The organism is Streptomyces sp. NRRL WC-3549, assembly GCF_000721935.1.
Lineage (GTDB): Bacteria > Actinomycetota > Actinomycetes > Streptomycetales > Streptomycetaceae > Streptomyces.
The window spans coordinates 999-16230 of sequence record NZ_KL585391.1; the positions used below are offsets into that span (position 1 = coordinate 999).

Below are 15232 nucleotides of genomic sequence, written 5' to 3' on the forward strand. Positions count from 1 at the left end.
CCTCCAGACGGGTCGGCTCGACCACGTAGGCGGCTGCCGTGCCGGGCGCCTCCGCCTGGGGCACCGACGGGGCCGAAAACAGCAGGCGCGGATCCTGCACGGCTTCGGGGGCAGGTGCCTGGACCGGGCCCGTGGCGCCGGCCGTGGTGGGCATCGGGGGCACGCCGTGCTCGGTGAGCCGCACGTCCTCGGCGGTCGGGCCGGCAGGAACGCCCGGAGGGGTGGAGGGCTCGACGGGCCTGGCCGCCTGGGCGAGCCGAGTGGCCTCGCGCATGAGGGCCATGACGGTGTCCGGCAGTGTCGCCAGCACCGGGACGAGTGAGTCGTCCTTCTCATGGGCGTTCGCCGCCCGCTGCACGGCGTCGAGCAGCCCCTGCGCGCGATCCCCGACGCTGTCGTCCCTGCCCGCGAGATCGCGGACCGTGTCGAGGAGCGACCAGTCGGTGTCCCGCATCACTTCCAGCACGTCGGGTGCCCCCTTGAGGGCCGCACCGATCTCACTGTCCGTCACTTCATAAGCAGCTTGTGCCAGTTCGACGGTGAAAAGGGTCGCATCAGTGGTGCGCAGCAGCCTCGCGATCAGGTCTGAGGCGGCCTTGGTGGACTGCAGGCGCGAGGATTCCGCTCCGGCAGGCCCGTCGAGGCCCAACTGGACGGCGTAGGTCTGAAGGAGCGACCGGGTCTCCCCCACCGCGCTGCGGTGTTCGTCGGCGACGGCACGCACCTGCGCGGCGAGTCGCGAGACGTTCCTGGCGAAGAGCACGGGTGAGACGCTCTGCCCGAAGACGGCTCCCGCACGCCGCAGGGCGGTGGCGAAGACGTCCTCGTCGGGGAGCGCAACGGCACGCAGGCCGTAACCGGGGACGATCCGGTCCAGGTCGGGAGCCTTCGGCACCACCTGGGTCTGGTAGATCCAGGTGCGGTCGTCGAGCAGGGCGTAGGTCGCGATGATCAGGTTGCCGACGGTGCGGTCGAGGCCCTCGTAACCGAGCTGGGTGATCCAGTCACGGATGATCTCGACGGCCAGGTCCCCGTCCGTGTCGGGTGTCTCCGCAGCCTTCTTGTTGATGCGCAGCCGCCAGTCGTTGCTCACGTTGAGGGGGCCGTCGTGAACCTCGCCCAGGCCCAGCGCGTGCACGATCTTCCGGACGACGGGAAGGTGGCGACTTTCGACGACGACCCGCCGCGAGCCGTCCTCCATAGCCCTGGTGATCCACTCCATCGTGGTCTTGAGCTCGCCCGGCGTGATGGCCTTGCGGGTCAGCCGCGGGTCGAAGTCCGGGTGCTTGGGGTAGCGGGCGGCGAACATGCCGTCAGCGAGCAGGAGCAGGTTCTGCTCGAAGCCGACGGCGGGTTCGGGCCGGGTCCGGGTGAAGCCCGGCTGCAGGGACACCAGATGCTGCCCGTCGGGCACCCTCGCCCCGACGGTGTCCGGCTCGGCGCGGTTGATCCCGTACAGCTGGAGGAGCACTTCGGTGAGGTGGCCGCTGATGTTGTCCCGGGAGACCTTGAGCTGGTTACGGATCTGTGCGCGCTCTTCGACGGGGCGGGTGGCCGTGTGCTCGTCGAGCCGGTCCCGCTCCAGCAGGTAGGTGATCTTCAGCAACTTGCCGAGCTGCCGTGACGTCTGGTCGGAGAAGAAGTCGGGCAGCCACACCAGGGTGGGCTCGCTCCTGCCCGCCCGCCGCAGCTTGTCGACGCGCTGGAGATCCTCCACCGGACCGTGATCGCCCTCGTCGAAGGGGTAGTCGAAGACGATACGAAGGTTGGCGGGCTGCTGCGGCGCGAATTCGTCGTCGGGCAGATGCGTGTCCCGCACATTGCCGAAGACGAATTCGACGGTGCGCCTCGTACCGCGCCAGACGACCTCCCGTTCGCAGACGAACGGCTGGGTGTCCTGGATACCCAGCTCACGCCAGAGCTGGTCCTTGATCCACTGGCGTCGGTAGCCGAGCTGGTCGGCGACACCTTGGACCTCTTCCAGGAGCGGTTCGACATCGACGTCGGAGAGATGGAGGTGGAAGACCGGGTCCGTGCGCTCGCCCTCGCTGCGCAGCTCGCTGTCGAAGGAGACCTGCAGCTCCCGCAGCCGCTTGGCCGCGACGGAACCGGCATCACCGACCCGGGTCCTGATCGATCCGTGGTTCAGCGCGGCGAGCCGGGTGCCGTTGAGCCGGGACAGAGCTGGGACGTTGGGCGCGAGCGAGGCCAGCAGCAGCGTCTTGACCAGCCGCTCGTCGGCCTGGAACCGCTTGTCCTCGGGCTTCTCGTACTTGCGCAGCAGCTCGTCGCGGACCCGCCCGTGGAAGCGGTCGGCGATCTCCGACTCCTTACGCAGCCGGGGCGTGAACGCCGCACCGGAGCGGTCCACGATGACGTCCCACAGATCACCGAGCGGGATCAGCTCGCCCAGCCTCAGGTCCTCACGGCGACGGCGCAGCAGCTCCTGGACCAGCTTCAGGCCCGTCCGCTCCCGCTGCAGTGCGCCCGACAGGTCGACGAGCACGTTGAGCAGCGCGGGCGAGAGCGGATACAGCTCGCGGAAGTCGTTCCACGACGCCTCGGTACGCCCCTGGGCATCGAGGAGCACTTGGCGCACCTCGTCGTTGGAGGACTCGACGAGCTTGAAGGCGTCGTCGCGCACGGATTCCATGCCCGGCTTGGGCGAGAGCACCCGGTGCTTGATGATCTCGATGAGGTTGCTGTCCTCGAGGTCGACTACGTCGAACCGCTCGGCGAGGTACTCGATCTGCTGCTCGAGGTTGGTCACGTCGGCGCCGGCGACGTCGGAGCCGATGAGCTGGGACAGGTCGCGCTGCCGGGAGATGAACGAGACGATCGGCACGGGCCTGCCGCTGTCCGCGGATTCGATCAGCTTGACCAGCCGCTGCACCTGATCGCGGACAAAGTCCTGATTGCCCATTTTCGCCTGCAGCCACAGGACCAGTTCGTCGAGGAAGAGGACGACTCCGGTGTAGCCGAGGGACTGGGCGTGCCGCGAGATGACCTTCAGCCCGTTCTCCAACGGCACGAAGGCACTGGCCTCGCCGCGCACCCCCTGCGCGTAGGAGGCCATGGGCCCGCTGAGCAGGGCGGAGACCAGCTTCTCCCGATACGGGTCCTCCGGCGAGTTCGCCGAGAACGCCCGGTCGAAGTCCGCGCCGGTCCAGGCACCGGAGGGGAGCGCGGCCGTGCCCTCTGTGTCGAGCATCGGCATGTCGTCGGGGTCGGCCTCAGCGGGCGAGGCTCCGCTCGGCGCGAGGGCGGCGGCTCCCTTGCCGAGCCACTCAAGGAACTTGTCGTCGTCACCGAGGAAGTCGCGCTGGTTGCGCGCGTCGGCGAGCAGCGCGTCCGCCCGGTAGACGGCGGGCAGCGGCTGGTCGGGGTGCAGCTCGCGCACCGTGTGCACATAGCCGCCCAGCAGCGCCGAGTCGAGGTCGGCGGAGCCGACGAGGTGGTAGGGCACCATCAGGAAGCGGCTGCGGCGCAGCCAGTCGTCGTGCTGCGCGACGACTTCCATGAGGCGCGGCTTGGTGCGCACGGCCTGGTGGCTGTTGAGCACGGCGTGCAGCACGGACAGGAAGTGGCTCTTGCCGGAGCCGAAGGAGCCGTGCAGATACGCGGCGTGCGAATTGCCGGATCTGACGGCGGCCGACACGATGCTCAGCGCATGGCGGAACGCTTCCTGGAGCTGCTCGGTGACCACGTACTCGGCGACCCGTGCGTCGGTCTCGCTGAATCCCTGGGAGAGCTCGATCTTGAAGTCGCCGGCATGGACGTCCTCCTTGATGTCGATGACATCTTTCAGGAAGAGCTCGCTCGTGGGCATCAGGCGTTCGGTCCCTCTCTCGGCTGCACGGCTCGCGCGACGATCCGCGCTCCCCAATCCTGCCAGGTGACACCGACAGCGGTAGCGGGCTCCTGGCATCCCGGAAGAACCAGGACATCCGGCTGGGCACGGGCAGGCGGTGAGAGCCGGGCAGCGGCGCTACAGATGCAGCCCCACGTGGTTGATGATCAACCGCTTCGCGTCCGGGTCGAAAGCAAAGTGGATACGCCCGACCTCGTTCGGCGACACCGCGTCCCGGACCTTGATGTGAGGCAGCCCGTCCCGCCTGCCGTCGAAGTCGAAGTAGCGCACCGCCTTGTTCTTGCTGAGCTTCTCATCGCTGCCGGCGAACCTCAGCCCGTGGCGGTCGTAGAACCACTCACTCATTCTCGGCTTCTTCCCCGGATCGCTGTACAGATCGATCGCGGCCTGCGCCAAGGTGATCAGCTGGTCGGTCATCTCCTGCTGATGCGGGTATCGAGATGCCTTCCAGCTGCGTACCGCGTTCGGTGTGAAAACGATCCGCTCTTCCGACACACGGGTCAGCTCGTCGAAGGTCGGCACCGCGTCGCCCGACAGGGTTGGAATCCGGCTCCAGGGATCGGTGACCGCCTCCGTGCCTCCGCCCGCTGACAGTTCCAGGTACAGCTCCTTCCACGTATCCCGCTCCTGCCGCAGATTCCCGGCGGCAGCGGCCTCGGTCTGAGCCTTGTCACGTTCGTCCATGTAGCCCTGAGCCGCGTTCTCCCAGAACCTGGCGTCCTCGTCGAGCTGCTGTACGCGATTCCTGAGTACGTCGAGCTCAGCGGTCTTGTTCCCAGAGGCCTGAGCACGATCCAGCTGTTCCGCCGCCCTGCGCGCCGCGGACCGCTGCGAGGCTTGCCGCGCCGTCTCCCAGGCCGTGTCACCGCCCCGAGCGATCACGGAGAGCTGGGCAAGCGACGGCATGAGCGTCGTATCGACAAAGGACTGCTCGCACACCTCCGCCCGGGCATAGGCGGGATGCCCGAGCGAGAGATTGGGCCAGACCAGCCGGGCACCTCCGTTGGGAACAGCCACGTGCGTGTACACACGCTGGATGGCCTGTGCGGTCAGGTAGTTCAAGGTGACCACCTGGGCAAGTCCTGCCAACTGCTCCGAGGCACGGGCTGCCGTGGCCCAGCCCGCGTCGTCTCTGGGGTGAACCAGAAGGATAGGCAGACGTGTGCTGGTCGCGAGCGACTCGGTGAGTATCGCTGCGTGGTCCCCGTCCCGGATCCTCTCGTACCGTCCGGTCGCTCGCTGGCCGAGTACCCGCATGTCGAGTTCACCATCGGCCAGCGCTGCCCGGACAAGATGGGGGCGCCTGAGCGTCGGATCCTGTACGGGCGCGATCCAGCCGTTGGGGATCTCCCTGCCCATCACAACGCGAAGTCCGCCGCTACCGCCGTCCGAGGCGGAGACGGTCACGCGGGTGACGAAGTGCGCTTCCCCGTCGGGCAGCGGTTGGTGGATGGTCACGCGCAGAGCCTGGGTGCGCCCGTCGCCTGCAACGGTCCAGACAAGAGTACGGACGCCGTGACCTGGAGGCTTTTCCGGAAGCACGGCCCTGCCATCCTGCTCCAGATCCGCCTTTGTAGGCGCTTGGGCACCCCCGCTGAAGCCGAGCCAACGGACGAGGTGGTCTCGGAGGCGGCCGTAGGTCTGCGCCGGGTCACGCGTGGACTGGACCTCGAAACTGACGGCATACAGTGCCTGCATAAGTGGCTCTCCTCACCCCCGATGCCCTGGGTGGCAACCCCGCTCCCCCGGAACGCGGTCAGAGCATCGTCCGAATGGAACACCGTACTGCGGCAGTTCGTCCCGGCGCAGTGTCTCGACGAGCATCGAGCAAGGTGGGCGCACTGCAGTTGCGGCGAGGGGACAGGAACGCCAGAGCTCAGCCACGGTCGAGAGCGCCTGTTTCAGGCATCGGCGGCCGCCAGGCACTCGGCCCATACGGTCTTGCCCGGCCCGACACGTGCGCGGACACCCCAGCGGACGGCGAGCGCGCCGACGAGGACCAGGCCGCGGCCGCGGTCCTCGTCGGGAGCGGGTGTGAGACGCACCGGCCGGGCCGGGTGTGTGTCGGACACCTCGATCCGGATCAGTCCTCGATCGTCCTCGCGCCACAGCGCAAGACCGAAGTCACGTCCGGGCACCAAGCCGTGCAGCACGGCGTTGGCCGACGACCAGGGTCACGGTGTCGTGCACACAGGTGCCGTGCGGATGTCCCCACACGGCCATTTGATGGCCGGCGAGCAGCCGGGCCAGGCGGGCTCCACGCCGGGTGGCGGAAAACTGCTGGGCGAAGACGTCGGCGGGGGAATTACTCACGGGGGTGGTCGGCATGCGAGCAGGTTCCGATACCGCCCTTCCGCTCGACAGGTCCTGCGCCGATACAGACGCTGTTGTATCGCTGACCGGGTTCGGCCGCCCCATCCGCCTCGGTGGGCCAACTCTCAACCACACTCGGCACATCCGCGCGAGGGAAGAACACACGCCTCTATGATCGTGTGACCATGATCGAATCGGGGGACGAAACATGACAGGGCACCGTGACGGCTACACGGTCAGTGGCGCATCCATCAACGGCAACTCCCACTTGCTGGTGGAACTCGCAGGACTCCTCTATGAAGGTCGCCCTGACGGCGAGATGACCGTGGCAGCCCGCGTTCCTCGCACACACCACGAGGTCTCCGAGGCGCTCGACTCCTTCGCGCGATTCAGCAAGGACCAGTACCTCGACACCGTGTCGCTTCTGGCAGCTCTGTCCACGAAGCTCAGGACCGCCGGAGGCAACTACGCCGAAGCCGATCACGCGACGGACGAACAGTTTCGCAGACTTCTCGCGTCGGGACGCTTCGTGCCGTCCGAGGACAGGTGATCGCGGTGACCTATCGCATCGACGTCGAGTTCCTCGAACTGTGCAATCCGGCCCTGATAGAGCGGAACGCGCAGGAATACCGTCGGCTCCACCAGTTGCTGGAGTCGACCGACGGTGCGTTCCTCAAGGCCTCACGTACCGAGTGGGTGAGCGAGGCCAACGACCTGTACGAGAAGCGGCTGCGTGAGGCGGAGAGCCTGGCCACCGCCCTCTCGGCTGCCTTCCGTAAATCATGGGCCGCTCTCGTCGACTACGCGGAAGCCGTCGGCCGGGCGAAGACGCGCTTCGAAAGCGGACGGTCGAGCGAGGCCAGTCTGTCCCAGGTCATGTCGCGGGTGGCCGAACCCGTCACGGAGACGGCACAGCGAGCGGAACCGATGCGGCAGTGGGAGGACCTGCGCAAGAGAACCAGCGTCCTCGACTGGCTGGCCGAGATCACTGTGGACGTCGACGAGATCCGGGAGGAGGCGGAGCGCCACTACAACGCGGCCGAGAACGCTTTCGGTGACGCCCAGCGTATCGAACGCGAGGCGCGGTCGACGTGCGTGGCGGAGCTGAACAAAGCCCGCCGTTCCCTTCCCGACTTCCGCGGTGATCTCCCCGATCCGTCAGTCCTGCTCGCGGGCATGCCGGCGTTCCGCAATGAGGTCACCGAGGCGCAGCGCGATCCCAACGTCGCGTTGGCGGGAGCTGGCCCCAGGGTCGACGGGATACCCGCGAACGTCGGCAGCGACCGGGTCTCACCGAAATTGCAGGACATCCGGACGCGGCTCGACGGTCTGCCGACCGCCATGGACCAGAACCAGTGGCTGCCCTCCAACTCCGATGCGGAGCGTCGGGAGTGGATACGGGCCAATCGCGAACACATCAAGGACGCTGCCGCCTATACGGGCCTGCCGGCGGACATGGTCGCCGGAATCGCCTGGCAGGAGGTGCAGGGCGATCCGAAGTGGGTCGACGACGTGAGCGACAACTACCGGCAGAACCAACACGAGGTGTGGCCGGAGTTCCAGTGGGTGGCGGACAAGGTCGGCCTCACCGGTGAAGCCGACCAGACCTCCATGGGCCCCATCGCCATCCAGATTCGCAGGTCGGCGGAAGTGCTCGGGTACGACCCGGAGAACATGACGCAGGCCCAGCGCGACGAGGTGGAGAAGGCCACCCAGGACCCTGCGACCAATGTGTACATCGCCTCGGAATACCTCGCCCAGCTGAAAGCGGAGAGCTCCTTCGCCGGCGTGCCTGCCGACCAGATGACTCCCGCGCACTATCAGGAGCTGGCCGCCCGGTACAACGGTGGCCCGGGTTGGCAGACCGACGACGCACAGGCCTACGGTCGTGGCTTCGGTTACAACCTGGACCAGGCAAGGCAGGCACTGGATGACTGAGCAGGACACGAAGGAACGGACGCGAAGGCCGCCGGGGAAGGCGGTCGCAACAGCTCTGTGTGCCGCGTTCCTGCTGGTGCTGCACGCCATCGGCGGGTTCTTCCTGCTGAACGCCCTGCTCGTCGAGTCCGAGGGCCCGTGGGACAGGACGGTCACGGACACCGCACGGGCGATGGCTCTCTTCGCCCTGGTGACGGAGCTGCTGGCCGCCGCGGTCACGGGGGCCTTCGTCGCGCTGGTGCGTCTGCGGCGCTGGTGGTTCGTCATCCCGGCCGTGCTGATCCTGGCGGCGATCGGACGGATGGTGTTCGCGCCGGTTCCGTGACGGCCATGACGGGGCTAAGCGAGCGAACGAGCATTCGGTGGCGGGGATGTGCGGAGGTGCATCCTCACCGGGTGGGGTGACTGCGACGTAACCGCAGGTCCACAGGGTCCGCGCTGATACAGAATCCGTTGTACTGGTTGACCCCGTGGACTGGGTGGGTCACTGCCCGTGACCATAGGGAGCGTCAGCGTTGTACCCGGCAGCGCGCTCGGGTCCAGCACTGAGCGGGCACGGGCACGGAAAGGCGGGCGGTGGCTATGCGGGCGGACAACGGGGCCGGGGGCGCGACCAACAATGAACCGGAGCTGTCGGACAGCCTCAAGACGTTCGGGGCGGTGCTGAAGGCGCTACGGGACGAAGCCCGGCTCACGCAGGAACAGTTCGCGCCGCTGGTGCAGTACTCGGCGGCGTACATCGCCAAGATCGAGCAGGGGAAGCGGTTCCCGCCCAGGGACTTGCTGGACCGCTCGGAGGAGGTGCTGGGGGCGGCAGCTGCGCGGGTGCTGACGGCGGCGGCGCGGAGCCTTACGCGGAAGGTGGGGCTGGCGTCGTGGTTCTTGCAGTGGGCTGCCATCGAGGAGGACGCAGTCTCGCTCTTCTCGTACGAGTCCAGCGTGATTCCTGGGCTGTTGCAGCCTGAGTCGTACATTCGCGCGCTCTTCGACCGACGCCTGCCGCCCCTTGCCGAGGAGCAATTCGAGCATCAGGTCACCGCCCGACTGGAGCGTCAACGTCTCCTCGCGGAGCGGCCGAACACAACCTTCAGTTTCATCATCGAACAGGCTCTGCTGGAACGCCGCATGGCGGGCGTCGAGGTCACACGGACACTCATCGACCACCTACTCGGAGCAGGCCGCCTGCGGAACGTGGAAATCCAGGCCATGCCGCTGATCCAGGAGGACCACTCAGGCTTCGAAGGCCCGCTCTCCCTAGCCGAGACAACGGAGAACCGGTGGGTGGGATACGTCGAAGCCCACGACAGCAGCATGCTGATCACCGACCCAAAAGCGGCAAGCGCGATGCTTCAGCGCTATGGCAAGATGCGCTCGCAGGCTCTGAGCCATCAAGCCACCACGAGTCTGCTGGAGCAGATGCGAGGAGCGCTATGAGCACCACCGAACTTGCTTGGTTCAAGAGCAGCTACAGCGGTGGCGGTGGCGGCAACTGCGTTGAGGTCGCCGCGCTCGCCGAGGCTGTGCTCGTCCGGGACTCGAAAGATACGCAGAGGCGCCCCCTGGCCGTATCGCCCAGCGCTTGGTCCGCGTTCACCGTGCTTGCGGCCGCATCGCCGATCTGAGGCAGGGCGGTGGGGCAGCCTCCGAGAGCTGCCCCACCGTCACGTTGTAGCTACTCCTGCTCCGGCACGGCCTGCTTGGCGGGCTTACGACCCCGTGTCTTCTTCACCGGGCGCCATGCCTTCAGCTCATCCACACCTACCTGGTGCTTGCGAAGCTGGTTCTCGTACTCCGCCTCCAGCTCATCGGCCGGGACATCGCCCCACTCGTCGTCATACTCGCCGTGCCACTGCTTGACCCACGGCATGACCTCATGCAGGCCGGCGAGCAGCGGAACGATCCGCTCGGAGCTCCAGCCGTCGCGGGTTGTACGGGCTGCCAGCAGCTCGAAGAGCGCCTGTGCCTGATCCTTGTGGTCCCAGCCGGCCCACCCGAGCATCAGCGTCGAGTCACTGTCTGGTCCGGCTTCGGGGTACGAGATGAACCGCTCCTTGGGCACGTCAAGCTTGCCGCGGTTCGACCAGTAGGAAGCGCGCAGGAAGTCGGCTGTCGTGTACTTGGGCGGCACAGCGATGTCGAGCCGCTGCCCGGTACGGTCCTCCTCGCGCTGCTGTTCCCAAACGTCTTCCCACTGCGTGCGCTTACGCAGGCCGGAGTCCTTGTAGCGCATGGTCGCGAGGTAAGGCACGTGCTCGTCTGCGATCACTTCAGTCAAGACCTGAGCGAGAGGCAAGTCAGGACTGTCCAGGTACTCGGAAGCGTAGAGCGCTGCTACGGAGGTGAAGTCCTCGTCGACACCGAGCCGATCAGCGATGTGGTTGATAGTCATCGGACGCGGCCGTTTCAACCCCTCCCGGACTTCGTACCACACGTCCGACGCTTCGCAACGGTCTAGCAACCAGTTTCGTAGCGCGATTCGCTCTTGCTTCTTCCACGACTCGGTGGCCCAGCGGCGCTTACACACAGGATCCTCGATGAGTGCGATATCCCTGCGACTGTTGATGATGTCGATGCGGGCCTGAACGACATCTCGATACCAACTAGGCCATGCCGCCGGGAAGTCACTGATTGGCTCGGAACCGTGACGGCGGAACCACTGGTCAATGGCTTCGTCCTCATCGACCCTCGAACCGATAACGAATTCAAATGCGCGTTCGCCGAGGTTAACACCAGGGCAGGCAGCAATTTTCTCGGTGGGAACAGTGGTCCGTGCAACCTCAGATGCACTCAACAAACCGTACAGCCCGTATACCTGCCAGTCCAGTTCCTCTTGTAGGGCAATCATCCGCTCCCTAGCACGCCTGTAGCGGCCATGCGCATCATCAAGAAGGCTCCGCGTTGGAACATTCTTCGCACTAATTACAGAGGGTTCCCACGAAGTCAACTGAGCCGCTGTAAAGTCCAACTCCCGACTAAGGGAAAGCGGCATCTCCACAGGGAGAGGAAATTCCAGCAATTTGGTTCCCGTAAATTCATAGAAACTTTCCCATGCATATCTACCCGTCGACCGCTCACCCCCTCGATTCCCTTTATCCTGACTGACCTGCTTCAACCAGAAGCAGGAAGTTGAAGAGTTTAGCACCCCCAGCAACTCCAGGTGCCTATCCTCGCTTGCCGCCTCTGGGAGCTTAATGACCGGTGCAGTACGGATAAATACCTGCTTGCCCCGCCTCAGGGTGAAGTGATTATGGGTGGCAACGAATGAAAAGGAGATGAGCCACTTGGCATAGTTACGCCGAGGAGAGAAACTCGAGTATTCGAACCATTTCAGACCCTGCTCTTCCTGCGTACCAGAAAGAGCTCTACGCAGCTTGAGTAGGGTTCGATTCGGCCACAACACTTTTTCAGCGGCATGGTCGATCTCTGCCGCCGGCAAAGAGCTCGAGTACGGAAAAATCGCTTCCGTCCCCGCGCCGAGGCTCCACTCCCGAACATCCGAACCACCGAGGACTGAGCGGATGTGCTCTTCAAGAATTCCCTTGCGACGACCAAATCCCAAACCAACCAGGTATGCGTCGTCCTCCCGCGTAACCGCCGAGAACCCGATACTGTCCACCTCCCCACCTAGTCGACGGGGATTGGGAGTCACCAAGGACTGCATAAGCTGACCTGCGCCACCGCCACTCAGCGACCAGGGGAAGTCAGCTAGCCGCGCACGATTCAAGTCCTCTACCGTGACCCATTCAGATGAGGCACCTGAGCTGGCGACCAAATTGACGATCGATCGCCAAACCCGCCCTAGAGCGGGATCCTCCGGCAAATCTGGCTCGCCCCGGACCCCCAGAACGGCACGTACCGCATTCCTCTCACTAGGAACCCGATTGCGTCCAATAAGGATAACCGTGGGCGTCCCGTGTCCGGGGATGTGAGCGCCCGACGTGTCGATAACGTGGGACAACTCAGCATATTCCCAGAAGAACTTTTGAATTAGCTTCTTTCCGAACTCACGCTTCATAAATGAGTTTGCTGTAATTTGCCCCACGAACCCCCCACCGCCAGAAAATCCTCCCGCGCCTTTGATAGCTAGCTCGAAAAGGCGTTGAGCGAACGGGACCGACAGCGCGTACTGGCCTGAGCATGCGTCGTAGCCCTGCCTATAGTTCTCCTTCTCCTGCTTATCCTTCACCGTGATGTACGGCGGGTTCCCCACCACCACGTGGTACGACCCCCGCCCCAGCAGGTCCACCCGCTTCGCGTACTCCCACACGTCCTCCGTCGAGTAGGCGAACGCCGCTCCGTCCTCGCGCCCCACCTGCGCCTCGGCGAACAGCGTGTCCAGGTCCGTCTGGATGCCCGCCGCGTCCCGCCCGTGCAGGAGCGAGTCCCCCACCGCCACGTTGATCGGGAACGGCGGCGCGTCCTTCAGCCTCTCCGCGCCCGCTGCCCGCATCGCCGCGACCAGCAGCCGGAAGCGGGCGATGCTCACCGCGTACGGGTTCTTGTCACAGCCGTGGACCGACTCCAGTGACCGGCGTACCAGCGTCCACACGTCCGTACCGGGCTCGGCCACGCGCCACTTGTCCATCAGCCGGTGGAAGATGCCCAGCAGGAAGTGCCCCGATCCGCACGCCGGGTCGATCGTGCGCAGGCCCCGCCGCTCCTCGCCGTCCGGGCCCTCCCACACCGGGTCGTGCCCGAACGCGTCCGTCGAGACGGCCGGCTCCAGCGTCAGGTCGAGGATGAACTCCTCCACGAACTCCGGTGTCTGGAGCAGGGCGTACGTCTTGCGCGCGTGCTCGCTCAGGTCCTGGTACAGGTCACCCAGGAAGCGGGTGTCCCACTCGGGGTCGGTGAAGTCGTAGCGGATCTCCCCCTCCGCGCCCCACCGCCGCCAGAACGACAGCAGCTCCGCCGCTGTCTCGTAGCCGGGCGTGATGTCCCACAGCGGGTTGTGTGCCTCGTCGAAGAGGCCGGCCGCCGTGTCGTTGGCTGCGGCCAGGGCATTGAAGGCCTCGAAGAGCCAGTCGCGGTTGTTCTTCGTCGGGTTGTCGCGGAAGAACGCCTCGTGCCGGGCCTCGGCCTCCGCCAGCCGTTCCCCCGGGCCGGCGATGTAGGGCTCGTCGATCAGCCCGTTGTCCTCGCAGAAGCGGACGAAGACGCAGGCCAGCACCCAGGCGGCGGCCGACTGCGTGACCCGCTCGTCGCGCCAGGCCCCGTACGGGGCGGCGGTGCGCCGGGCGTCCCGGGCCTGCCGGTACTCCGCTTCCAGCCGGAGGCGGATCTCGTCCACCGATTCGGTACGGGCGCGCAGGTCGTCCTCCAGGGCTGCGACCTGCCGCTTCAGGTCCTTGAGCAGGGCCGCCCTGTCCACACCAGCCTTGACGTCCGTCACGTTCCGCTTCCTTCTTGATGCATTGCGTAGCTCTCGGTCACCACTGCGTCGCCTACGGGTCCGCTGCTCAATCCTGCCAGTTCCGGGATCCCGCCCAGAGCTCCCCTGTCATGGGGAAACGGCCACTGTTCCGCTGATCACGTCGATAAGGTGATCGTCGTGACGGCTCCCGCGGCTCAGCCGACTTCCGCTTCCCAGCCTCCGGCGTTCCTTACGGCGAGTGGGCACCACTATCGCTCGGCCCAGCTGGCCACCAAGGACCAGTTACGCATCTCGGCCGACCACCTCGCCGGTCTCGCCGCAGAATGTGCGATCAAGGCGATTCTCCTCGATTACCTCGGCTCTCGTCTCAACGAGAAGCAGCGGCCCTTCAGTCCGGATCTCATGATCCCGCAACAGCGGCCCGTCAACGGCGTGAAGCCGAAGAAGCAGGACCGCAAGGAGTACAGCCACGAGCACCTGCCCGAGCTCTGGGGGCAGCTCAGCACGATCGCCAGCCGTCGCCGGGGGCGCGAAACCGGGCCGCTGTTCATGCAGTTGATCCAACAGAACCCGTTTCACGACTGGGATGTCGGCGGGCGATACTGCGACGACACGAACATCAGCGACGCGGATCTCACGCGGCATCTCCAGGCCGCCCGCGACCTCCTCGCCGCTCACCAGCAGGCGATCACCCTAGGAACCGGCACCCTCGCATGACGACAGAGACCGCACGTTTCGACACCGCCTGGCAGGCGGCGCTCTCCCAGGCCGACCGGGCCGCAAGGACCGGGAGAGACGTCGTGCTGGCCCGAGACCTGCTGGGCCGGGCATCGCTGCTCATCGACGACGCCGAGAATCCGCTGCCGACGGACGGACCCGAAGTGGCTGACCGGCGTGCGGAGTTCGCTGCGGCCACTGCCCCGTTCACCGGCGTGGAGCCCGTACAGACGGCCAGATCGATGTTCGCGCCGGAGATCTTCTTCGAAGCGCCCGACCTGGTCGAGGTCAGCCCGCGCGGAGACGGTGTCGGCCGGGTCGCCGTGCTGGAGCGCACCGTCGTCGGCATGGACTGGCTCCGGGACACGACGCCCGACGCCGACGAACCGCCTGATCTCCGGCGGGAACGCCGCGTCGCGCTCTACGGCTTCAAGGGCGGAGTGGGCCGCTCCACCGCCACCGCCGTACTGGCCAGGTACCTGGCCGACCGGGGCCGGTGCGTGCTCGTCGTGGACCTGGACCTGGAGTCGCCCGGCGTCTCCAACCTCTGCTCCGACGAGGCGGGCAGGCCACGTCACGGGATCGTGGACCATCTGGTGGAAGCCGGGGTCGGCAACGCGGACGGTCTCGAACTGGTCGCACGGGCCTCGCTCCTGCCGCACAAGGGCAACGGAGAGGTGTGGATCGCCCCGGCCGGCGGACTGCCGCTGGAGGACGAGCCGTACGACTACCTCGGCAAGCTCAACCGCATCTACAGCGACCTGCCCGCGACCGAACCGGGCGGCACGCCCCGCCCGTTCGCCGTGCGCCTCGAAGACGCGATCACCGCGTGCGAGGACCAGGTGGCGGAGCTGTCCCGGCGGCCCGACGTGGTGCTGCTCGACAGCCGGGCCGGGATCCACGACATCGCGGCCGTCACACTCACGCGGCTCAGCGGACTCGTGCTGCTGTTCGCCGTGGACAACCCTTCCACCTGGGAGGGGTACAGGGCGAGTTCAACCGGTCGTTGCAACACCGGG

The 15232-nt window shown here is 66.3% G+C and carries 10 protein-coding genes and 1 pseudogene; 7 read left to right on the plus strand and 4 right to left on the minus strand.

Annotation, left to right across the window (positions count from 1 at the left end; all coding sequences use genetic code 11):
- The 3 genes and pseudogenes from IH13_RS0108495 to IH13_RS36995 all read right to left on the minus strand — a co-directional run.
- Positions 1 to 3829, minus strand: a 3829-nt coding sequence (locus IH13_RS0108495) for a BREX-2 system ATPase PglY family protein (RefSeq protein WP_031082512.1), incomplete at its 3' end; no start/stop codon positions are given.
- A gap of 159 nt (positions 3830 to 3988) precedes the next feature.
- The gene (locus tag IH13_RS0108500; protein ID WP_031082513.1) at positions 3989 to 5569 is read right to left on the minus strand and encodes a hypothetical protein; all 1581 of its coding nucleotides are present in this window, start codon (positions 5567 to 5569) and stop codon (positions 3989 to 3991) included.
- A gap of 203 nt (positions 5570 to 5772) precedes the next feature.
- A pseudogene (locus IH13_RS36995) lies at positions 5773 to 6199 on the minus strand (ATP-binding protein).
- Positions 6200 to 6392: 193 nt separating this feature from the next.
- Between IH13_RS36995 and IH13_RS0108510 the strand changes: the two are divergent.
- The 5 genes from IH13_RS0108510 (at position 6393) to IH13_RS0108530 (ending at position 9744) form a co-directional block, all read left to right on the plus strand.
- Positions 6393 to 6734 carry a hypothetical protein gene (locus tag IH13_RS0108510; RefSeq protein WP_051835800.1) on the plus strand — a complete coding sequence of 114 codons (342 nt, stop codon included), beginning with the start codon at positions 6393 to 6395 and terminating at the stop codon, positions 6732 to 6734.
- A 5-nt stretch (positions 6735 to 6739) separates the two neighbouring features.
- The gene (locus IH13_RS0108515) at positions 6740 to 8122 is read left to right on the plus strand and encodes a hypothetical protein (protein WP_031082517.1); all 1383 of its coding nucleotides are present in this window, start codon (positions 6740 to 6742) and stop codon (positions 8120 to 8122) included.
- Positions 8115 to 8447, plus strand: coding sequence for a hypothetical protein (locus IH13_RS0108520; protein ID WP_031082518.1), 333 nt, complete (start codon positions 8115 to 8117; stop codon positions 8445 to 8447). Before IH13_RS0108515 ends, IH13_RS0108520 begins: the two co-directional genes overlap by 8 nt.
- A gap of 257 nt (positions 8448 to 8704) precedes the next feature.
- Positions 8705 to 9556, plus strand: coding sequence for a helix-turn-helix domain-containing protein (locus IH13_RS0108525; RefSeq protein WP_031082519.1), 852 nt, complete (start codon positions 8705 to 8707; stop codon positions 9554 to 9556).
- A complete protein-coding gene (locus tag IH13_RS0108530) occupies positions 9553 to 9744 on the plus strand; it encodes a DUF397 domain-containing protein (RefSeq protein WP_031082521.1) in 192 nt (63 codons plus the stop codon). The genes IH13_RS0108525 and IH13_RS0108530 overlap by 4 nt, the downstream gene beginning before the upstream one ends.
- Positions 9745 to 9794: 50 nt before the next feature.
- Here IH13_RS0108530 and pglX read toward each other — a convergent pair whose 3' ends face one another.
- Positions 9795 to 13514 carry a BREX-2 system adenine-specific DNA-methyltransferase PglX gene (gene pglX, locus IH13_RS0108535; protein WP_031082524.1) on the minus strand — a complete coding sequence of 1240 codons (3720 nt, stop codon included), beginning with the start codon at positions 13512 to 13514 and terminating at the stop codon, positions 9795 to 9797.
- 150 nt (positions 13515 to 13664) lie between these two features.
- Between pglX and IH13_RS0108540 the strand changes: the two genes are divergently transcribed.
- Positions 13665 to 14213 carry a hypothetical protein gene (locus tag IH13_RS0108540; protein ID WP_158791108.1) on the plus strand — a complete coding sequence of 183 codons (549 nt, stop codon included), beginning with the start codon at positions 13665 to 13667 and terminating at the stop codon, positions 14211 to 14213.
- The coding region (locus tag IH13_RS0108545; protein WP_063837418.1) for a KGGVGR-motif variant AAA ATPase at positions 14210 to 15232 on the plus strand (1023 nt) is incomplete at its 3' end. The genes IH13_RS0108540 and IH13_RS0108545, both read left to right, overlap by 4 nt.

What these genes read in the sequence shown, in the direction of transcription:
- IH13_RS0108500 (WP_031082513.1), bottom strand. Translation starts at nt 5,569, where the DNA reads ATGCAGGCACTGTATGCCGTCAGTTTCGAGGTCCAGTCCACGCGTGAC.
- IH13_RS0108510 (WP_051835800.1), top strand. Translation starts at nt 6,393, where the DNA reads ATGACAGGGCACCGTGACGGCTACACGGTCAGTGGCGCATCCATCAAC.
- IH13_RS0108520 (WP_031082518.1), top strand. Translation starts at nt 8,115, where the DNA reads ATGACTGAGCAGGACACGAAGGAACGGACGCGAAGGCCGCCGGGGAAG.
- IH13_RS0108525 (WP_031082519.1), top strand. Translation starts at nt 8,705, where the DNA reads ATGCGGGCGGACAACGGGGCCGGGGGCGCGACCAACAATGAACCGGAG.
- IH13_RS0108530 (WP_031082521.1), top strand. Translation starts at nt 9,553, where the DNA reads ATGAGCACCACCGAACTTGCTTGGTTCAAGAGCAGCTACAGCGGTGGC.